General features: G+C 60.2%; 16 protein-coding genes and 2 pseudogenes. 12 read left to right on the top strand and 6 right to left on the bottom strand.

Features of this window, described 5'->3' with window-relative positions:
• Window positions 1-95: 95 nt before the first annotated feature.
• Together SNL23_RS11480 and SNL23_RS11475 are read right to left on the bottom strand one after the other, a co-directional pair.
• Window positions 96-506, bottom strand: coding sequence for an NUDIX hydrolase (locus SNL23_RS11480; protein ID WP_318302294.1), 411 nt, complete (start codon window positions 504-506; stop codon window positions 96-98).
• Window positions 507-554: 48 nt separating this feature from the next.
• On the bottom strand, window positions 555-1901 hold the full coding sequence (locus tag SNL23_RS11475; RefSeq protein ID WP_318302293.1) for an HD domain-containing phosphohydrolase: 1347 nt from the start codon (window positions 1899-1901) through the stop codon (window positions 555-557).
• A gap of 257 nt (window positions 1902-2158) precedes the next feature.
• On the opposite strand from SNL23_RS11475, the gene SNL23_RS11470 reads away from it, so the two are divergent.
• From SNL23_RS11470 to SNL23_RS31520, 6 genes and pseudogenes are all read left to right on the top strand, one after another.
• Entirely contained in the window at window positions 2159-4033 is a 1875-nt protein-coding gene (locus tag SNL23_RS11470) for a putative bifunctional diguanylate cyclase/phosphodiesterase (RefSeq protein WP_076015619.1), read from the top strand.
• 84 nt (window positions 4034-4117) lie between these two features.
• Window positions 4118-5047 carry a cytochrome-c peroxidase gene (locus tag SNL23_RS11465; RefSeq protein ID WP_076015695.1) on the top strand — a complete coding sequence of 310 codons (930 nt, stop codon included), beginning with the start codon at window positions 4118-4120 and terminating at the stop codon, window positions 5045-5047.
• On the top strand, window positions 5044-6849 hold the full coding sequence (locus SNL23_RS11460) for a DAHL domain-containing protein (RefSeq protein ID WP_076015620.1): 1806 nt from the start codon (window positions 5044-5046) through the stop codon (window positions 6847-6849). The genes SNL23_RS11465 and SNL23_RS11460 overlap by 4 nt, the downstream gene beginning before the upstream one ends.
• Window positions 6846-7289: pseudogene (locus SNL23_RS31530) on the top strand (response regulator); the annotation flags it as partial. The gene SNL23_RS11460 and the pseudogene SNL23_RS31530, both read left to right, overlap by 4 nt.
• 156 nt (window positions 7290-7445) lie before the next feature.
• Window positions 7446-7529: pseudogene (locus tag SNL23_RS31525) on the top strand (hypothetical protein); the annotation flags it as partial.
• Between the two features lie 60 nt (window positions 7530-7589).
• Entirely contained in the window at window positions 7590-8258 is a 669-nt protein-coding gene (locus SNL23_RS31520) for a sensor histidine kinase (RefSeq protein WP_412104194.1), read from the top strand.
• A gap of 25 nt (window positions 8259-8283) precedes the next feature.
• On the opposite strand, the gene SNL23_RS11450 is transcribed toward SNL23_RS31520, so the two are convergent.
• From SNL23_RS11450 to SNL23_RS11440, 3 genes are all read right to left on the bottom strand, one after another.
• Complete coding sequence (locus SNL23_RS11450) at window positions 8284-8556, bottom strand: type B 50S ribosomal protein L31 (protein WP_076015621.1); 273 nt, start codon at window positions 8554-8556, stop codon at window positions 8284-8286.
• Window positions 8557-8656: 100 nt separating this feature from the next.
• Entirely contained in the window at window positions 8657-9982 is a 1326-nt protein-coding gene (locus SNL23_RS11445; RefSeq protein ID WP_318302291.1) for an APC family permease, read from the bottom strand.
• Window positions 9983-10251: 269 nt separating this feature from the next.
• The gene (locus SNL23_RS11440; protein WP_318302290.1) at window positions 10252-11073 is read right to left on the bottom strand and encodes a carbon-nitrogen hydrolase family protein; all 822 of its coding nucleotides are present in this window, start codon (window positions 11071-11073) and stop codon (window positions 10252-10254) included.
• Window positions 11074-11166: 93 nt separating this feature from the next.
• Between SNL23_RS11440 and SNL23_RS11435 the strand changes: the two genes are divergently transcribed.
• The 5 genes from SNL23_RS11435 to SNL23_RS11415 all read left to right on the top strand — a co-directional run bounded on the left by SNL23_RS11435 (window position 11167) and on the right by SNL23_RS11415 (window position 15615).
• Entirely contained in the window at window positions 11167-11931 is a 765-nt protein-coding gene (locus tag SNL23_RS11435) for a helix-turn-helix transcriptional regulator (protein ID WP_076015624.1), read from the top strand.
• Window positions 11932-12062: 131 nt separating this feature from the next.
• Window positions 12063-13682, top strand: a complete 1620-nt coding sequence (locus SNL23_RS11430) for an FMN-binding glutamate synthase family protein (protein WP_318302289.1) — start codon at window positions 12063-12065, stop codon at window positions 13680-13682.
• Window positions 13683-13703: 21 nt separating this feature from the next.
• Window positions 13704-13988 (top strand): putative quinol monooxygenase, encoded by a 285-nt coding sequence (locus tag SNL23_RS11425; protein WP_167662830.1) that lies wholly within the window; start codon window positions 13704-13706, stop codon window positions 13986-13988.
• Between the two features lie 62 nt (window positions 13989-14050).
• Window positions 14051-14347 (top strand): cupin domain-containing protein, encoded by a 297-nt coding sequence (locus SNL23_RS11420; RefSeq protein ID WP_076015627.1) that lies wholly within the window; start codon window positions 14051-14053, stop codon window positions 14345-14347.
• 143 nt (window positions 14348-14490) lie between these two features.
• Window positions 14491-15615 carry an OpgC family protein gene (locus SNL23_RS11415; RefSeq protein WP_076015628.1) on the top strand — a complete coding sequence of 375 codons (1125 nt, stop codon included), beginning with the start codon at window positions 14491-14493 and terminating at the stop codon, window positions 15613-15615.
• A 45-nt stretch (window positions 15616-15660) separates the two neighbouring features.
• Here the strand turns inward: SNL23_RS11415 and SNL23_RS11410 are convergent, their stop codons facing one another.
• Complete coding sequence (locus SNL23_RS11410) at window positions 15661-17073, bottom strand: amino acid permease (RefSeq protein ID WP_318302288.1); 1413 nt, start codon at window positions 17071-17073, stop codon at window positions 15661-15663.
• Window positions 17074-17820: 747 nt separating this feature from the next.
• Between SNL23_RS11410 and SNL23_RS11405 the strand changes: the two genes are divergently transcribed.
• The gene (locus tag SNL23_RS11405; RefSeq protein WP_318302287.1) at window positions 17821-18279 is read left to right on the top strand and encodes an REP-associated tyrosine transposase; all 459 of its coding nucleotides are present in this window, start codon (window positions 17821-17823) and stop codon (window positions 18277-18279) included.
• Window positions 18280-18298: the final 19 nt, after the last annotated feature.

Genomic DNA, 18298 nt, shown 5'->3' with positions numbered 1-18298 from the left:
CAAGCCCACTCACCACAGGACAAGCCCCCTCGCCACAAAGGTTCCCTCACCACAGGGCAACCCCACTCACCACAGACAAGCCCCCTAATCCCGGATCAGGCTGGGATCAACGAGGCGCGGTAGAACGGCAGAATCAAATCCCGAGTCAGCGGCGCAAGCTGCAAATCGCCGTCGCCGGCCGGGTCGATCCAGCGCACTTCTTCAATCTCGGCAGCCGGTGTCACCGCCACGTCGATGTGCACCTGGAACAACTCGGCCTGCACCACAAACCCCGGCTCATTCGCCGCCGGGGCCGAAAACTGGCCCAGGTACACCGCTGCCGCCGGGTCAATCCGCAGGCCCAGTTCTTCGTGCAGCTCACGGACCAGAGCCTCGGCAGGTTGCTCACCGGCGTCGATTTTGCCGCCTGGCTGCATGAAGGCCTGGGTGCCGCGCTTGCGTACCAGCAGGGTCTGGCCGTCGCTGCCGATCAACAGGGCGGCGGCGATGCGAATGGTGGAGGTCATGGAAAGGTTGCCTTGAATACAAAGGTGCAAGGATCCCATGAACCAGCCTCAACCCGAAAGCAGCGCTTCATCCGGCTCCTTGATAAACACGCTGTACTTCGCGCCTTCCATGGCCTCAAACGCAATCAGTTTGTCCACCAGCGGCAGGTTCAACACCTTGCCGGCGTTGAGCAGCAGCATGCCGTTGTCGGCGTTTAGGTTGCGCGCCAGCACCATGCCTTCGGCCAGTTCGCGGGTAGTCAGGACTTTCACCGTAGGATCGCCCAGGGTCACGTCGCTGAGGAACGCGGCGCAGGCCTGGATGAAGTCCTCCACCATCTCCGGGTCGTACAGGCGCCCGGCGTATTTGCGGATGTAGAGCAGCGCTTCATCGCTGTTCATCTGCCGCTCGAGGATCAAGCCGCGTTGCAATTCGATGAAATCCACCGCCAGTTTCAACAGGCGCGAGCCCTCAGGAATTGCGTCGCCCTTGAGGTGGTCGGGAAAGCCAGTGCCGTCCCAGCGTTCCTGGTGATGGCGGATCAAGCGTGCCGCGTCTTTCATCGGTTCGAGGGTCATCAGCAACGATTCGCTCTGGGTCGGATACGCCCGATAACGCTCACGGTCGGTGCTGTGCAGCAGGTCGCTGGGAGAGACCATCATGCTGTCGCTCCAGCTTAACTTGCCGATGTTGTAGAGCGCGGCAGCCATGGTCAGGTCGCGTGCGCTGGCTTCGTCCATGGGCTGGAACTTGCAGTACACGCGGATCAGTTCGATCAGTTGGCGGTTGGTCTGTTTTTCCTTGGGCAGCCGCAGGTTGGCCAGCAGCGAAAACACCTCGGTGCCGGTTACGTAGCTGCGTTTGAGTTCATCGTAGGCCAGGTCGAGCATGTCGGCGGTCTGCTGCAGCTCGGAGGTGCGCGCCACCACGCGTTTTTCCAGGGTGGCATTAAGGGCTTTCAACTGGTCGTTCTGCTCCCGGATCAGTTGCTCAAGGCGCAGCCGCTCGCGCTCGGAATGCTGGTGCTCCAGGGACTGGCGCAGGGTCAGGAGCATTTCCTCGTCATTCCAGGGTTTGCTGATATAGCGGTGGATCTGCCCTTCATTGATCGCCTTGATCATCATGCTCATGTCGGCGTAGCCGGTCAGCAGGATGCGCGTGGTGGCCGGGTACAGCCGGTGGGTCTCGGCCAGCAGCATCGCGCCGTCCATGGCCGGCATGCGGGCGTCGGTCATGACCAGGTCGATGGGCCGCGCGGCCATGATTTCGAGGGCCTGGGCGCCACTGCCGGCCAGCAGCACGTCATAGGGTTGGCCTCGCAGCAAACGGCGCAGGCTATTGAGGATCGACTCTTCGTCGTCGACCAGCAAAATCGTGGGGGTGTAGGGGGCAGTCGTAGCAAGTTGCTCGTCCATGGCGACACCTCCTTTCAATGACACAAAATTGCACCATTGCGCGCCCGTCGTCATCAATCGCTGTACTTGCTGGAGCATTGAGCGCTAGATGAATGCGGGGTTACTGGCGTTGATTTGACGCCAACTGGCCGACTTATTCAAGGGAGCCAACTATGCTTGTGGCAAGAAGCCCATGACCGCCCCTGTTTACCGATGCACTTAAGGTAAGGAAGCCATATGCGCCAGAATATGCAGTTGAGCGCGTCCCGGAACCGCTCGTGAACCCGCGCTCCGCGAGGGCCAACCGGCGGATCCTGATCGTCGACGACACCGCGTCGATCCACGAAGACTTCCGCAAGATCCTCGAAGCCGACCCCAACGGCGGCCAATCCCTGGACAGCATCGAAGAGACCCTGTTCGGTACCGCCCCGGCCGCACGCCAGACGTTCCTGCTGGACTCGGCCTACCAAGGCCAGGAAGCGCTGGACCTGGTGACCAAGGCCTTGGCCGCCAACACTCCCTACGCCCTGGTCTTCATCGACATGCGCATGCCGCCGGGCTGGGACGGGCTGGAGACCATCGAGCAACTGTGGGCTGTCGACCCCCACCTGCAAATCGCCTTGTGCACGGCCTACTCCGACTATTCCTTCGAAGCCATCGAAGCGCGCCTCAAATACGACGACCAACTGCTGATCCTGAAAAAACCCTTCGACAACCTCGAAATCCGCCAGATGGCCAGTGCCCTGACCTGGAAATGGCAGCTTGCACAGGATGCTGCCCTCAAGCTGATGGGCCTGGAGCGTACGGTGGAGGAACGGGTGCAGGAACTGCTCAAGGTCTCGCACCTGCTGCAATACGACGCCCTCACCGACCTGCCCAACAGCACGCTGCTGGGGGACCGGCTGACCCAGGCCATCGCCGCTTGCCGGCGCCATGACACCCAGTTGGCGGTGATGTTTATCGGCCTGGACCGCTTCAAGCGCATCAATAACGCTCTGGGCCACCCGGTGGGTGATGAAGTGCTCAAGCAAGTCAGCCAAAGCCTGGTGGCGACGGTGCGCGAGTCAGACTCGGTATTTCGCTACGGCTCCGACGAGTTCGTGCTGATCCTCAACGACGTTCATCATCCTCAGCAAACCCAGCACATCGCTGAAAAAATCCTCAAGGCCGTCAGTCACATCCGCTACGTCGCCGGCCACGACCTGAGCGTCACCGCCAGCCTGGGCATCAGCATTTACCCCAACGACAGCTTCAGCGCCGTGGAATTGATCAAGAAAGCCGAAACTGCCATGCACGCCGCCAAGGATCATGGCCCGAATGACTTCAGCTTTTTCATCGATGACATGAACCGCCGCGCCCAGGAACAGCAAAGCCTGGAGACCGCGATTCGGCTGGCCCTGCAACGCAACGAGTTTATGCTGCACTACCAGCCGAAACTGAACTTGAGCAGTGGGCAAATCGTCGGTGCGGAAGCCCTGATTCGCTGGTACCAGCCCGGTCACGGCTGGATCTACCCGTCGGTCTTTATCCCGGTGGCCGAGGACAGCGGCCTGATCGTGCTCCTGAGCCAATGGGTGCTGGGCCAGGCCTGCGAGCAAGCGCAAGCCTGGCAGGCAGCCGGCCTGGCTCCGATCTGTATTTCAGTGAACATCTCGGCCATCGATTTTCGCCAGCGGGATTTTATCGCCAACCTGGCCGCCATCCTCGAGCGCACCAACCTCGCGCCGGGCTTGCTGGAGCTGGAGATTACCGAAAGTGTGCTGATGCAAAACGTCGAAGACACCCTGGTGACCTTACGGGCGATCAAGTCCATGGGGGTACGCCTGGCGGTGGATGACTTCGGCACCGGCTATTCCAGCCTCAGCTACCTGCGGCGGTTTCCGATTGATGTGCTGAAAATCGATCAGTCGTTCATTCGTGGCTTGAGTAAAAACACCCAGGACGCGCAACTGATCAGCGCGATTATCAGCTTGGGTAAAAGCCTGGACCTGAACATCATTGCCGAAGGCGTGGAGACCGTTGAGCAACTGAACTTCCTCAAGGCCCACCAGTGTGAAGAAGGACAGGGCTTCCTGTTCAGCAAGGCGGTGGCCGCCGATGAATTCGCCCAGTTCATGCAAGCCGGGCGACGCACCCTGATGCCCAGCCAATAACGTTCTGCCCCAAGGAATCATCGCTTGAGCGACGCCACGCCACGCTACGTTCACCGGTCTTCACGGGCGCCCGGGCTCGCCACGCTGTTTTGGCTGGCGACCTGCCTGCCGGTGATGGCCGCGCCGCTGGACGAACCACTCAAGTCGCTGCCGCCAATACCGCAACTGGATCCGGCAACGGTGGAGCTGGGGCGCCAGTTGTTCAATGAAACACAACTGTCGGTCAACAACACCAAGTCCTGCGCCAGCTGCCATGACCTGCAAACCGGCGGCGTCGACAATCAGCCGTTTTCCCTGGGGTTCGACGGCAAGCCGGTGGCGCTCAACACCCCGACCGTGTTCAACGCCAGCCTGAACTTCAAGCAATTCTGGAACGCACGGGTCGACACCCTGGAGGCACAGGTCGAACAAGTGGTCACCAGCCCCATGGAAATGGGCAACGACTGGAAAACCGTGATCCAAACCTTGTCGGCACTTCCTCACTACCAGGCGACGTTCCGGCAGATTTACCCCGACGGCATCACGCCCGCCACTGTGCAAAATGCCCTGGCGACCTATGAACGTACCCTGCTCACGCCCAATTCGCGCTTCGACCAATACCTGCAAGGCAACACCGACATCCTCACCCTCAAGGAAAAATACGGCTACCAGCGCTTCAAGGAGTACGGCTGCATCGCCTGCCACCAGGGCGCCAATATCGGCGGCAACATGTACCAGAAATTCGGCGTGATGGATGACTACTTCAAGGCCCGTGGCAACCCCACCGAAGCCGACCTGGGACGCTACCTGCTGACCAAGGACGAGGAAGACCGCAACGTGTTCAAGGTGCCCAGCCTGCGCAATGTGGCGGTCACCGCCCCGTACTTTCACGACGCTTCGGCCAAGACCCTCGAAGAAGCCGTCGACGTGATGTTCAAGTACCAGCTGGGGCGCATTCCCTCGGCTGAAGACAAGACCTTGATCGTGCTGTTCCTGAAAACCCTGACCGGCGAATGGGCAGGCAAACCACTATGAGGCTCTCCCGCCGCGCCACCCAATTCATGCTCAGCGCCATGACCCTGATACTCGCCTCGACTTTGGTATTCCTGTACCTCAAGTCATCGAGCGACAAGACCAGCACCTACACCGAATCCCGCGACCTGATCCGCGAAATCAAGCAACTGAACTCACAATGGGACAGTGAAGTACTCAAGGCCCGGATTGCCCTGACCCACAACTACGACCCACTGGTCGCGCCCCTCACCGAGATGAACCGCCTGTGGGTCAGCCTTGAGCAGCGCGAATCGCAGCACCGTCACGAAGACCCCGCCCGCTGGCAGGCCGGCCAGGACGCCTATCGCCAGGCGATCGACGAAAAAGCCCGGCTGGTGGACCAGTTCAAGTCCCATAACGCCGTGCTGCGCAACTCCCTGGCCTTCCTGCCCACCGCCGAAGACGATATCCAGGCGCAGTTCCTGGCACTCACCAACGCCGACAAACTGCTCCAGCAAAGCATCGCCACCGACACCTACGACGTGCTCCTGAGCAGCCTCGAATTCGCCCAGGTGACCAGCGACGACAAGGCCGCCGACATTCTGGTGGGCCTGAACACGCTGGCGATCAATAAACTGAGCCTGCCCGAGTCGTTCCAGGTGCCGGTGGAAATTCTCAGCAATCACATTGCGCTGATCCTGCGGGAACAACCCTTGGTCAACGACCTGCTCGAACGCATCGCCGCCGTGCCGCTGGCCGAACGCCTGGACGACCTCACCAACCAGCTCAATCAGGACCAGACCGCGTCTGACCTGCTCGACCAGAAATACCATCGCTACCTGCTGGTGTTTTCCACCTTGCTGGTGGCACTGCTGCTGTACTTGGCGATTCGCCTGTTGCGCAGTTTCGCCGAGATCAACCGGGTCAACCGGGCCTTGCATGTGGTCAACGAAAGCCTTGAGCAACGTGTCGAGGAACGTACCCGGGAACTCAAGGATGCCCAAAGTGAACTCATGGACAGCGCCCGCCAGGCCGGCATGGCGGAAATTGCGACTAACGTGCTGCACAACGTCGGCAACGTGCTCAACAGCGTGAATATCTCGGCCGAGCTGGTGACGCGCAAGCTGCGCACCAGCAAGGCGTTGGGGCTGGGCAAGGCCATGCAATTGATCAATGAACACCGCCGCGACCTGGGCACCTTCCTCACCGAGGATGAAAAAGGCAAGCTGCTGCCCGATTACCTGAACCAGTTGGTCGAAGCCATCGCCACTGAACAGCAGGGCCTCACCGAGGAACTGGCGCAACTGAGCAAAAGCGTCGACCACATCAAGGATATTGTTTCCACCCAGCAGTCCTACGCCGGCGCATCCACGCTGCTGGAGCCGGTGCATATCAGCGCGTTGATGGAAGATGCCCTGCGCATGAATTCCGGGGCCCTGAGCCGCCACCATGTGACGGTGGTCAAGGACTACCACGACGTCCCCGAGATCATGGCCGACAAGCATCGGTTGCTGCTGATCCTGGTGAACCTGATCAGCAACGCCAAGTACGCCATGTCCAACCTCACCGATCGCACCCGGAAAATGACCCTGACGGTAATGCCGTTGGACGACGGGACCTTGCAGATCAGCGTCAAGGACGAAGGCGAAGGCATACCCGCGGAAAACATGACGCGAATCTTCACCCACGGTTTTACCACCCGCAAGGAAGGCCACGGCTTTGGCCTGCACAGCTGCGCCCTGGCCGCCCTGGAAATGAAGGGCCGCCTCACCGCCCACAGCGACGGCCCGGGCAAAGGCGCGCTGTTCACCCTGCATATTCCACTGGAACCCGCACGGACATGAGCATGAATCAAGCACCCAACCGGCGCATTTTATTGATCGATGACACCCCGTCGATTCATGAAGACTTTCGCAAGATTCTGATGCCGCCCGTGGACGCGAACCTGGAACTGGACGAGATGGAAACGGCCCTGTTTGGCGCCAGCGTCAAACCCCAGGCCCAGGCTTTTGAACTGGATTCGGCCTACGGCGGAAAGGAAGGATTGCAGCTGCTGTGCCAGGCCACGCAACAAGAGCGCCCCTACGCCCTGGCCTTTGTCGACATGCGTATGCCCCAGGGCTGGGACGGCGCGCAAACCATCGAAGAATTATGGAAAGTCGACCCGCAACTGCAAGTGGTGGTGTGCACCGCCTACTCCGATTACTCCTGGGAAGAACTGCTGTTTCGCCTGCAGGCCCATGACCGTCTGCTGATCCTGAAAAAGCCTTTCGACAACATCGAAGTCCAACAGATGGCCAACACCCTCGCCGCCAAATGGGACATGGCCCGGCGTGCGTCCCTGCAAACCAGTCACCTGGAACATCTGGTGGAGCAACGCACCCAGGCGTTGACCTTGGCCAGCCAGGCGCTGCAGCTGGAAATCGATGAACGCAAGCAACTGGAAAGCCAATTGGTGCAGTCGGAAAAGCTCGCGTCCCTGGGCCAGCTCGCAGCGGGGGTGGCCCATGAAATCAACAACCCGGTGGGGTTCATCTCCTCCAACCTGAGCACCCTGGACGGCTACTTCAAACAGTTGCAGCAGATGCTCGACGCCTATCGGCAGGCCGAAGAAGCCCTCGCACCCGGCGAATGCCTGACGCAATTGCAAAGCCTGCGCAAGGCCTTGGACCTGGAGTTTCTCAAGGAGGACATCCCGATTCTGATTCTCGAATCCAAGGATGGTATTGGTCGCGTGGCGCAGATCGTCAAGGACCTGAAGGATTTCTCGCGGGTCGACAACGACGAGAAATGGCAGTGGGCAAACCTGCAACACGGCATCGACTCAACCCTGAATATCGTCGCCAGCGAACTCAAGTACAAGGCCGATGTGGTCAAGCATTTCCAGGTGCTGCCAGACATTGAATGCCTGGCCTCGCAGCTCAATCAGGTGGTGATGAACCTGGTGATCAACGCCGCCCAGGCGATGGGCCCGGAACGCGGCACCATCACCCTCAGCAATGGCGTGGAGGGCGACAAGGTCTGGCTGGAAGTGGCGGACACCGGCTGCGGAATCGCGCCGGAGAGCGTGCAGAAAATCTTCGATCCGTTCTTCACCACCAAGCCGGTGGGCGAAGGGACGGGGTTGGGGTTGTCACTGTCGTATGGGATTGTGAAGAAGCATCACGGGACTATTTCTGTGAACAGCGAAGTCGGCAAAGGCACGACGTTTCGGGTGGTGTTGCCGATTCGCCAGACGACAGATCCCCTGTAAAGGCAAACCTCTACAGGGGACAGGCTCAGGCTTCGGCGTTCTTCGGGCTCGAACCAAACGACGCAAACCGCTTGTTGAAGCCGGCGATGCGGCCTTCGGATTGGGTCTTGCGCTGCTGGCCGGTGTACACCGGGTGTGAGGCGCTGGACACGTCGAGGAGCACGTAAGGGTAGGTGTTGCCGTCGCTGTGTTTTTGCGTGCGGTCGGTGTCCACGGTGGAACCGATCAGGAAGAAAACGTCGGCGGCGGTGTCATGGAACAACACGGTGCGATAGTCGGGGTGGATACCAGGTTTCATAAGGCCTCCGGGGCGTCTGGGTGAACATCGAGTGTTATACAGTAACACAAATGACGCACCAAAACGAGAACCGATTGCAATAAGAATAGACCCCGAACTTCTATGCGGCTTCCTGGAAGTCCATTTCCGGTGGCTGTTGGGAGAAACCCCGCGTCAGGAAACCCAGGTATACCAGGCCAATCGCCAACCAACTCAGGCCCAGGTAGATCGCCAGGTGATCCAGGCTGACCATCAACCACAAATCCGCCACCAGGCCGATGATCGGGAACACCAGGAACAACACAAGCTCCCGCAACCCGCGCTGCTTCGCGCCGATCCAGTAGTGGAAGATCACCGACAGGTTCACCAGGCTGAAAGCCAGGAACGCGCCGAAGTTGATGAACGAGGTGGAGGTGGTGACGTCCAGCTTCAGTGCCAGCAAGGCGACCACCGCGCACAGCAGGATGCTGTTCACCGGCGTGCCGAAGCGTGCATGCAAGGTGCCGAAGAACGATTTGGGCAACACCCCGTCGCGGCCCATCGCAAACAGCAAGCGCGAACCACTGGCCTGGGCCGACAAACCCGAGGCGAACTGGCCGACGATCAGGCCGATCAGGAAGATCGACACGAACAGGTCGCCGCCAATGTTGCGGGCAATCTCGTAGGCTGCGGAATCCACGTCGGTAAATTCGAACGATGGATGGGCGATCTGCACGAAGTACGACACACCGACAAAGATCAGCCCGCCGATCAGGGTGATCAGCATGATCGCCCGGGGAATGGTGCGGCGAGGGTCGCGGGTTTCTTCGGTCAGGGTGCTGACCGCATCAAAGCCCAGGAACGAATAGCAGGCGATCGCCGCGCCGCTCATGATCAACGGCATTTGCATCTGGCCGTTGAAGAACGGAGTGACGGTCCACAGCGGCTTGCTCGCATCACCGCCGATGTAGTGGATGCACAGCGCGACGAAGGCGATCAGCACCAGGAACTGCACCAGCATCAGCAAGGCGTTGATGCCGTTGGCGAGTTTCAGGCCAATGATGTTGATCACGCTGGTGACCCCGATAAACGCCAGTACCCAGACCCATTGCGGCACCGCCGGGAAGGCCGAATGCAGGTAGGCTGCGCCGATCAGCCAGATGGCCATCGGCAGGAACAGGTAGTCGAGCAACACCGCCCACCCGGCGATAAACCCGAGCTTGGGGCTGATGGCCTTGCGCACGTAGCTGTAGGCGGAACCGGCCACCGGGAACGCCGAGGCCATACGGCCGTAGCTCATGGCGGTGAAGAACATCGCCACCAGCGCGGCCAGGTAAGCGGCCGGGACCATCCCGGCGGTGGATTGCGCCAGGATACCGAAGGTGCCCAGGACAATGATCGGTGTCATATAGGCGATGCCAAACAGCACCACCGACCCTAACGACAGGGTGCGTTGCAAACGAGCCATGAGCGATTCTCCGCGCGATTATTAGATTTATGGCAGAACTGAAGTCGGTGCAGCAGGAGCAATAATTTTTATGGTTAGAACAGTTTTGAAATGAAGTGCAGCTTCCTGTGGTGAGTGCAGCTTCTGTGGCGAGGGGGCTTGTCCCCCGTTGGGCTGCGAAGCGGCCCCAAGAAAAAGCGGGAGCGCTTCGCACTCCAACGGGGGACAAGCCCCCTCGCCACAGGACAACCCCCTTGCCACAACAAGCACCTTCACAACAGGAATCGGGGTCAGGGTTTCGGGATCAACAACTCCCGCGCCCCGTCCTCGCGCTCAATCACCTCCCCCGGCAATTTCAAGCGCTGGTCATCCAGGTAGCGATAGTCCTGTCGCGCCGCCGCCAGTTGCCCCAGGTCCAGTTCAACGCTGAACTGCCCTTCCTCGCGCCCGGCTTCAAACAGCAACGTGCCAAACGGGTCCACCAATGCACTGCCACCGGCGAACATCAGGCCGTCATCGCCCTCTTCCACCCGGTTGACCATCAGCGCAAACGCCTGGTTTTCCTGGGCGCGGGCCATGATCGCGGTGCGGTGGGTGGGGCCGTACGGGTCCATGTTGCCGTTGGTGACGATCAACACTTCAGCGCCCAACTGCGCCAGGGCGCGGGCGGTTTCCGGGAATTCGATGTCGTAGCAGATCAACAGGCCCACGCGCACGCCGTTCCACTCGCAGGTGGCGTAGCGATCGCCCGGGGTGAACACGCCGCGGTCCGAGGCCCACAAGTGGGTCTTGCGATAACGCAGGGCGATGCCGTCCGGGGTGATCATCAAGGTGGTGTTATAGAACTGGCCGGCGTCGTTCTCGGCCATGCCGATGACAACCGCGATATTGCGCGCGCGCGCCGCCTGGATAATCGCCTGGACGGCGGGGCCTTCCACCGGCTCGGCCACATCGGCCACGGTGTCGGCGGTCGGGAAGCCCATCAGGTGGGTTTCCGGGAATACGACCAATTGGGTATCCGCCGCACACGCAGCAATTGCCGCCAACGCGCGCTCAAGGTTGTAAGCTGTGCCGTTATCGCGGCCTGCCAGCTGGGCAAATTCGACCTTCATGGTGATTCCTTGTTCTTTATCTGTGGCGCAGTATGCGCAGCCGCGAACACTCGGGAAATTACGCAGCCGGGTTAACCCTATGGGGGTAGATGCATGACATTGTCGCTGGAAGACATCGCCTGGCACCGTTCGGTGGGGCAAATGATAGACGCCCTGGACCAGCCGAATTTCTGGACGCAGCTGGTCCGGTTGCTGGACCAATATGTGCCGTTCGACAGTTGGGTGGTACTGCTGTTCAGCAGCGAGCACAAGCCCCTGGTGTTCGCCGAATGCCCGGGCCAGGACGGTGAGCCGGACCATCTGTTCCAGGATTACCTCAACGGTTTATACCTGCTCGACCCCTTCTACATCGCCAGCCGCGAGCACTCGCGCACCGGGCTGTTTCGCCTGGCAGAAGTGGCCCCGGAGCATTTCGAGCTGACCGAGTACTACCAGCGCTACTTCCGGTTGAACGTGGTGGCCGATGAAATCCAGTTCAATTGCCAGCAGCCGGACGGGCGAACCTTATGCCTGTCCCTGGGCTCCAAACAGCGCTTTGACCCGCAGCAGATTGCCCTGCTGTCGCTGATCCAGCCGTGGGTATTGAGCTTGCTGCGCCAACGCCTGCCCCATGAACTCAACCAGGTAAGCGCCCCGGAGCCGCCGATCCACAACGATGGCTGGGGCGCGCAACTCACCGCGCGGGAGCTGGATGTGGGCCGTTTGATGCTCAGTGGTTGCTCCAGCAAGGAAATCGCTCGTAAGCTGGAAATCTCTGTTGAAACCGTGAAAGTCCATAAAAAGCACATGTACAGCAAGCTAGGGATCAAATCCCAGTCGGAGCTGTTCTCGATTTTTCTGCAGGCGCAAAACGCCTGATCGAGCCCTGTAGAAGCGAGCTTGCTCGCGAAAAACGTCAATGCACCGCGGTCATCCAGACAACCCGCGCTATCGTTAACGACCTTCGCGAGCAAGCTTGCTGCTACAGGATAAAAACTAAGGAACCCTGTATGAGCCTGTCCTTGTTAAGCCGTTACGCGTTCTTTGCCGTCTGCGTCATTTTCACCCTCGCCAGCATGCCGTTTATCGAACACGAATGGCTGTGGCCGATCGCGATGGTCACCGGCATTCTCAGCCTGATCGGCATTTTCGACCTGCTGCAAAGCCCCCACGCGGTGCGCCGCAACTACCCGATCCTGGGTAATATCCGTTACCTGGTGGAAGGTATCCGTCCGGAAATCCGCCAATACCTGCTGGAATCCGACAGCGACGCCCTGCCCTTTTCCCGGGCCCAGCGCTCGCTGGTCTATTCCCGCGCCAAGAACGAAAGCGCCGACAAACCCTTCGGCACGCTGATCGACGTGTACCAGTCCGGCTTTGAGTTTATCGGCCACTCCATGCGCCCTGCGCCGTTGAGCGACCCCAGCGCGTTTCGCGTGATCGTCGGCGGCCCGCAGTGCACACAGCCGTACTCGGCCTCGGTGTTCAACATCTCGGCCATGAGCTTCGGCTCGTTGAGCGCCAACGCGATTCGCGCCCTCAACCAGGGTGCCAAGCTCGGCAATTTCGCCCACGACACTGGAGAAGGCAGCATCAGCCCGTATCACCGGGAAAACGGCGGCGACCTGACCTGGGAACTGGGCAGCGGCTACTTCGGTTGCCGCACCAGCGCCGGCCTTTTCGACCCGGAACGTTTCGCGGTGCAGGCGCAGAACCCGCAAGTGCGGATGATCGAAATCAAGATGAGCCAAGGCGCCAAACCGGGCCACGGCGGGATCCTGCCCAAGCACAAGGTCACCAGGGAAATCGCCGAGACCCGCGGCATCATGATGGGCGAAGACTGCATCTCGCCGTCGCGCCACAGTGCGTTTTCCACCCCGATCGAAATGATGCAGTTCATCGCCCAACTGCGAGAGCTGTCGGGCGGCAAACCGGTGGGCTTCAAGTTCTGCCTGGGCCACCCGTGGGAATTCATGGGCATCGCCAAGGCCATGCTCGAAACGGGCATCCTCCCGGACTTCATCGTGGTGGACGGCAAGGAAGGCGGCACCGGAGCCGCGCCCGTGGAGTTCACCGACCATATCGGCGTGCCGCTGCGCGAAGGCCTGCTGTTCGTGCACAACACCCTGGTGGGCTTGAACCTGCGGGACAAGATCAAACTCGGCGCCAGCGGCAAGATCGTCAGCGCGTTCGACATCGCCAGCGTTTTGGCCATCGGTGCCGACTGGGCCAACTCGGCGCGGGGTTTCATGTTCGCCATTGGCTGCATCCAGTCGCAAAGCTGCCACACCAACAAATGCCCGACCGGCGTAGCCACCCAGGACCCACTGCGCCAACGCGCACTGGTGGTGCCGGACAAGGCCCAGCGCGTGTTCAACTTCCACCGCAACACCCTGAAGGCACTGGCCGAAATGCTCGCCGCCGCCGGTCTCGATCACCCGTCGCAACTGTCGGCCAAGCACTTGGTGCGGCGCATGTCGGCCACCGAGATCAAGTTGTTCTCGCAGCTGCATGTGTTCCTCAAGCCAGGTGAGTTGCTCACCGGCGAAGTGAACGGCGAGTTTTATTCGCGCATGTGGCAGATGGCGCGGGCGGACAGTTTTGAGCCGAATGAAATAGCGGCGGCTTAATCCTTTTAACGGAACGATACGATGCTGAAAGTCATTGCCGAAGACTTCATCAAACCCGAACACCTCGACACCGTGCGCCCGTGGTACGCCGAACTGGTAGAGAAAACCCGCCAGGAACCGCTGTGCATTGCCTACGACCTGTTCGTCGACCAGAAAAACCCCGGGCACTTTATCTTTATCGAGCAATGGCCCGACCAGGCCGCGCTGGATGCGCACTGCCAGACGGAACACTTCACCCGTCTGGTGCCGCAGATCAACCAATATGAAGCCAAACCCTGCCGGGTTTTGCTGATGGACGCGTTCTAAACCATCCCCTTTCCCGCTGAACCGGACCACCGAACGGCATCGTTGAAACAAGGAGCTTCACCATGCCGTTACTGGATTTCACCGCCATCGCCACACAACTGCCGGACACCTGGAAATCCACCCGCCTGGGCCAGGTCGGCCCGGCGCGGATCAAGGTGTTGCGTATGGACGCGCAGGCCTATGAAGAAGAAACCCACGACTACAACGAAGGCCTATTGGTGATCGACGGCCGTTTGCGCCTGTCCATCGGCGAGGAGGCCATCGACGTCGGCGCCGGGCAGATGTACCTGGTGGAAGCCGGTATTGCCCACGCGGTGCTGCCTGGCAGCCACGGCACGCTGGTGATCATCGACGTTTAAACGAAGCGATGAGACATTCAGCAAAAAACTCAGCTTTGCAATTGCTTACAAATACCGCCAACCTGCGCCCGCCCGACGTACGGCTCGACTGAAGCCGTCGTCCACTTGTCATTACTAAACCCCTTGTTCAAGAGCCCGCTGCCATGTTGAACGGACGCGACCCGCGCATCGATTTTTTTCGGGGCCTGGCGTTGATCTTTATTTTCTGGGATCACGTGCCCCACAACCCTCTGGGCCAGATCACCCTGCGCAACTTCGGTTTCAGCGACGCGGCGGAAGTCTTCGTGTTCCTGGCCGGTTATGCGGCAGTGCTGGCCTACGGCAAGATCCTGCAGCGCGACGGTTATCTGATCGCCTGCGTGAAGATTTGGCGGCGCACCTGGGTGCTGTACGTGGTGCACATCTTCCTGCTGGCAATGCTGATGGGCATCGTGTTCTTCGCCAACAGCCATGTGGAAACCCGCGACCTCGTTGAAGAGATGGGCCTGACGCACTTCGTCACCCATCCCCAGCAAGCCCTGATGGATGAACTGCTGCTGCGCTTCAAGCCCAACCTGATGGACCCGCTGCCGCTGTACATCGTGCTGCTGGGCTGCCTGCCGCTGGTGTTGCCGTTACTCTTGCGCAAGACCTGGGCGGTGGTGGCTGTTTCGCTGGCGGTGTACTTGCTGGCCCCGCACCTGGGCTGGAACCTGGCGGCGATTGCCGACGGCGTGTGGTACTTCAATCCGGTGACCTGGCAGTTGCTGTTTGTGCTGGGCGGCGCGGCGGCGATTCATGCCGGGCAACCACGTCCCGTCGAAACCCGACGCCTGCTGCGTCAGCCGCTGTTCGTCGCTGCGGCGGCATATGCGCTGGTGGCGGGGGTTCTCACGCTCTCGTGGCGCTGGCCGGAAATCCACGATGCGCTGATGCCGTCGGCACTCAGTGACCTGTTGTACCCCATCAGCAAAACCGACCTGTCGCCGGTGCGTCTGCTGCATTTTCTGGCCCTGGCCTATGTCACTGCCAAGCTGTTACCCGGCCACGCCTGGACGCAAAACTGGCTGGCGCAGCAAACCTGCCGCATGGGCCGCTACTCCCTGGAGGTGTTCTGCCTGGGGGTGCTGCTGGCACCGCTGGCGGACATGATCAATGCGATCACCGGCGATGCCTTCGCCATGCAAATCTTCACCGCATTGGTAGGCGCCGGGCTGATGGCGCTGCTGGGGGCCTGGCTGGATTTGAACAAACGGCTCACCCAACCGGCACCTCCCGCCACCGCCTGAAAAACAAAAAGCCCCGAAAGGGGCTTTTTGTTGAGCGCAGGACTATCAGCTCGCCGTACGTGCTGCCGCTTGGGTCGGCTGCAACTTGAACACGTAGAACAACACCGTCAGCATCACCAGGAACGCCGGGCCGACATACAGCGCCACGCGGGTATCCGGGAAGTACGCCATCAAGCCCACCACCAGCACCAGAAACGCCAGCGCCAGATACGAACTGACCGGGTACAGCCACATGCGGTATTTGAGGCCGTCACGTTCGGCCTGGGTCAGGCTCTTGCGGAACTTGAGCTGGGCCAGGAGGATCATCAGCCAGGTCCAGATCGCGCCGAAGGTGGCGATCGACGTCACCCAGACGAAGACTTTTTCCGGGACCATGTAGTTGAGCAGCACGCCCAGCAACAGCACGAAGATCGACAGCAGCAGCGCCTTGCGTGGCACGCCGTTGCTCGACGTGGTGCCGAATGTGGCCGGAGCCTGCCCGTTCTGCGCCAGGCTGTAGAGCATGCGCCCGGTGCTGAAGATGCCGCCGTTGCACGACGACAATGCCGCGGTGATCACCACAAAGTTGATGATGCCAGCGGCAGTCTTGATGCCGAGGCGCTCAAAGGTCATCACAAACGGGCTGCCCTGGGTGCCGATTTCGTTCCACGGGTAGATCGACAGGATCACGAACAGCGCACCGACGTAGAACAGCAGAATGCGCCAGAACACCGAACCGATGGCACTGGGGATAGTCTTCTGCGGGTTCTTCGCTTCACCGGCGGTGAGGCCGATCATCTCCACGCCCAGGTAGGCGAACATCACCATTTGCAGGGACATCAACACGCCTTGCACACCGTTGGGCATAAAGCCGCCGTGGGTCCACAGGTTGGAAATCCCCAGCGCCACGCCATCGTTGCCGAAACCGAAGGCAATGATGCCGACGCCGCCGATCACCATCGCAATGATGGTGACGATCTTGATCAGCGCGAACCAGAACTCGAACTCACCGAACGCCTTGACCGCGATCAGGTTGATGGTGCCCATGCTGACCAGCGCCGCGAGGGCCCAGATCCAGCGCGGCACATCGGGGAACCACACGCCCATGTAGACGGCGACGGCGGTGATTTCCGCGACACAGGTCACCAGCCACAGGAACCAGTAGTTCCAGCCGGTGAGAAAGCCTGCCAACGGGCCGAGGTAATCCTGAGCGTTGCGGCTGAAGGAGCCGGCCACCGGGTTATGCACAGCCATCTCGCCGAGGGCGCGCATGATCACCAGGATCGCCAGGCCGCCGATGATGTAGGACAGCATGATTGCCGGGCCGGCCATTTCAATGGCCTTGGCCGAACCGAGGAACAGGCCGACACCGATACAGGCGCCGAGGGCCATCAGGCGAATATGCCGTTCGCCAAGTTCGCGTTTCAGCGGACCGCCCTGAGCGGTCTCGCCTTGGGGCAGGTGATTGCCAGCGGGCATAGGGATACAACCTCGTCTTGTTATTGGATATGAGCCACCGAGTCCGGAGCGTCATGGCGGGTCTGCCATGGCGTACCGTTTCCGGTTCACCTTTTGGGTAAAACGGTCTGGCCGGGCCAGATCAGCGGGGGTGCAGTATAAAAAGCTAAACCCAGGGGTTTTCACTCTATAAACAGCAAGATTCAGCGAGAACTCTCGGCAAAAGCGCCTTTGGCGGAGGAGCATTACCTGGTTAGCGTAGGAATCATCGCCACCAAACGGCGGCGAGTATTGCACGGTAATGGTGCAGCGTCATGCCCCTACCTTTGGCGGATTTACGGGTGGGGGAGGCTCTAGCTCGACGGTTGGGGGTTATGTGGCGGGGTTATATGTGGTGAGGGGGCTTGTCTGTGGTGAGGTGGCTTGTCTGTGGCGAGGGGGCTTGTCCCCCGTTGGGCTGCGCAGCAGCCCCGAAACCTGCCATGAGTATCTTCCTGAAGAAATGCGGTGTGTTTACTGGGGCTGCTGCGCAGCCCAACGGGGGACAAGCCCCCTCGCCACAGACAAGCCACCTCACCACAGACAAGTCCACCTCACCACAGACAAGTCCACCTCACCACAGACAAGTCCACCTCAGCCCAGACAAGCCTCCTCTCCACAACAAGCCCCAAATGCCGTCGTGGGAAACACACTGACACTGAACTGCAAGAGAGCACTCCACAGCAGCTGCTAGCTTCAATTGACTACATCCCATCAAGGAGCAACGGAATGCTTCACCAGCCCAACTCTCATCTGTTACGCCGTGGTCGGCATTCAGAATCTGGTCGTCCTTATCTGATTACCGCTGTGGTCCACAATCGGCAACCCCTGTTCAACGACTTCCATTTGGGACGACTACTGGTAGCAGAGTTCAGGAAGACCCATGAATTGGGCATGGTCGACTCTCTGGCATGGGTCGTCATGCCTGATCACTTTCATTGGCTATTTGAGCTGCAAGACAAAAAATTATCGCAAGTTGTGGGGCGTACCAAATCCCGAAGCACCCTCACCATTAATCGCGCACGCGGCAGCAAAGAGCGGTTCTGGCAACTTGGCTACCATGACCGAGCAGTGCGGACCGATGAAGACCTTCGCAAAATTGCTCGCTACATCATCGCCAACCCATTGCGAGCGGGCCTGGTCGAAAATATTGGTGACTACCCATTATGGGACGCTGCCTGGCTTTGATTTTTCCTGTGTGGAGAGG

The sequence above is a fragment of the Pseudomonas sp. SED1 genome, from assembly GCF_034044025.1.
Lineage (GTDB): Bacteria > Pseudomonadota > Gammaproteobacteria > Pseudomonadales > Pseudomonadaceae > Aquipseudomonas.
Note: the sequence above shows the minus strand (reverse complement) of the source record. Positions and strands in the feature narration are given on the sequence as shown.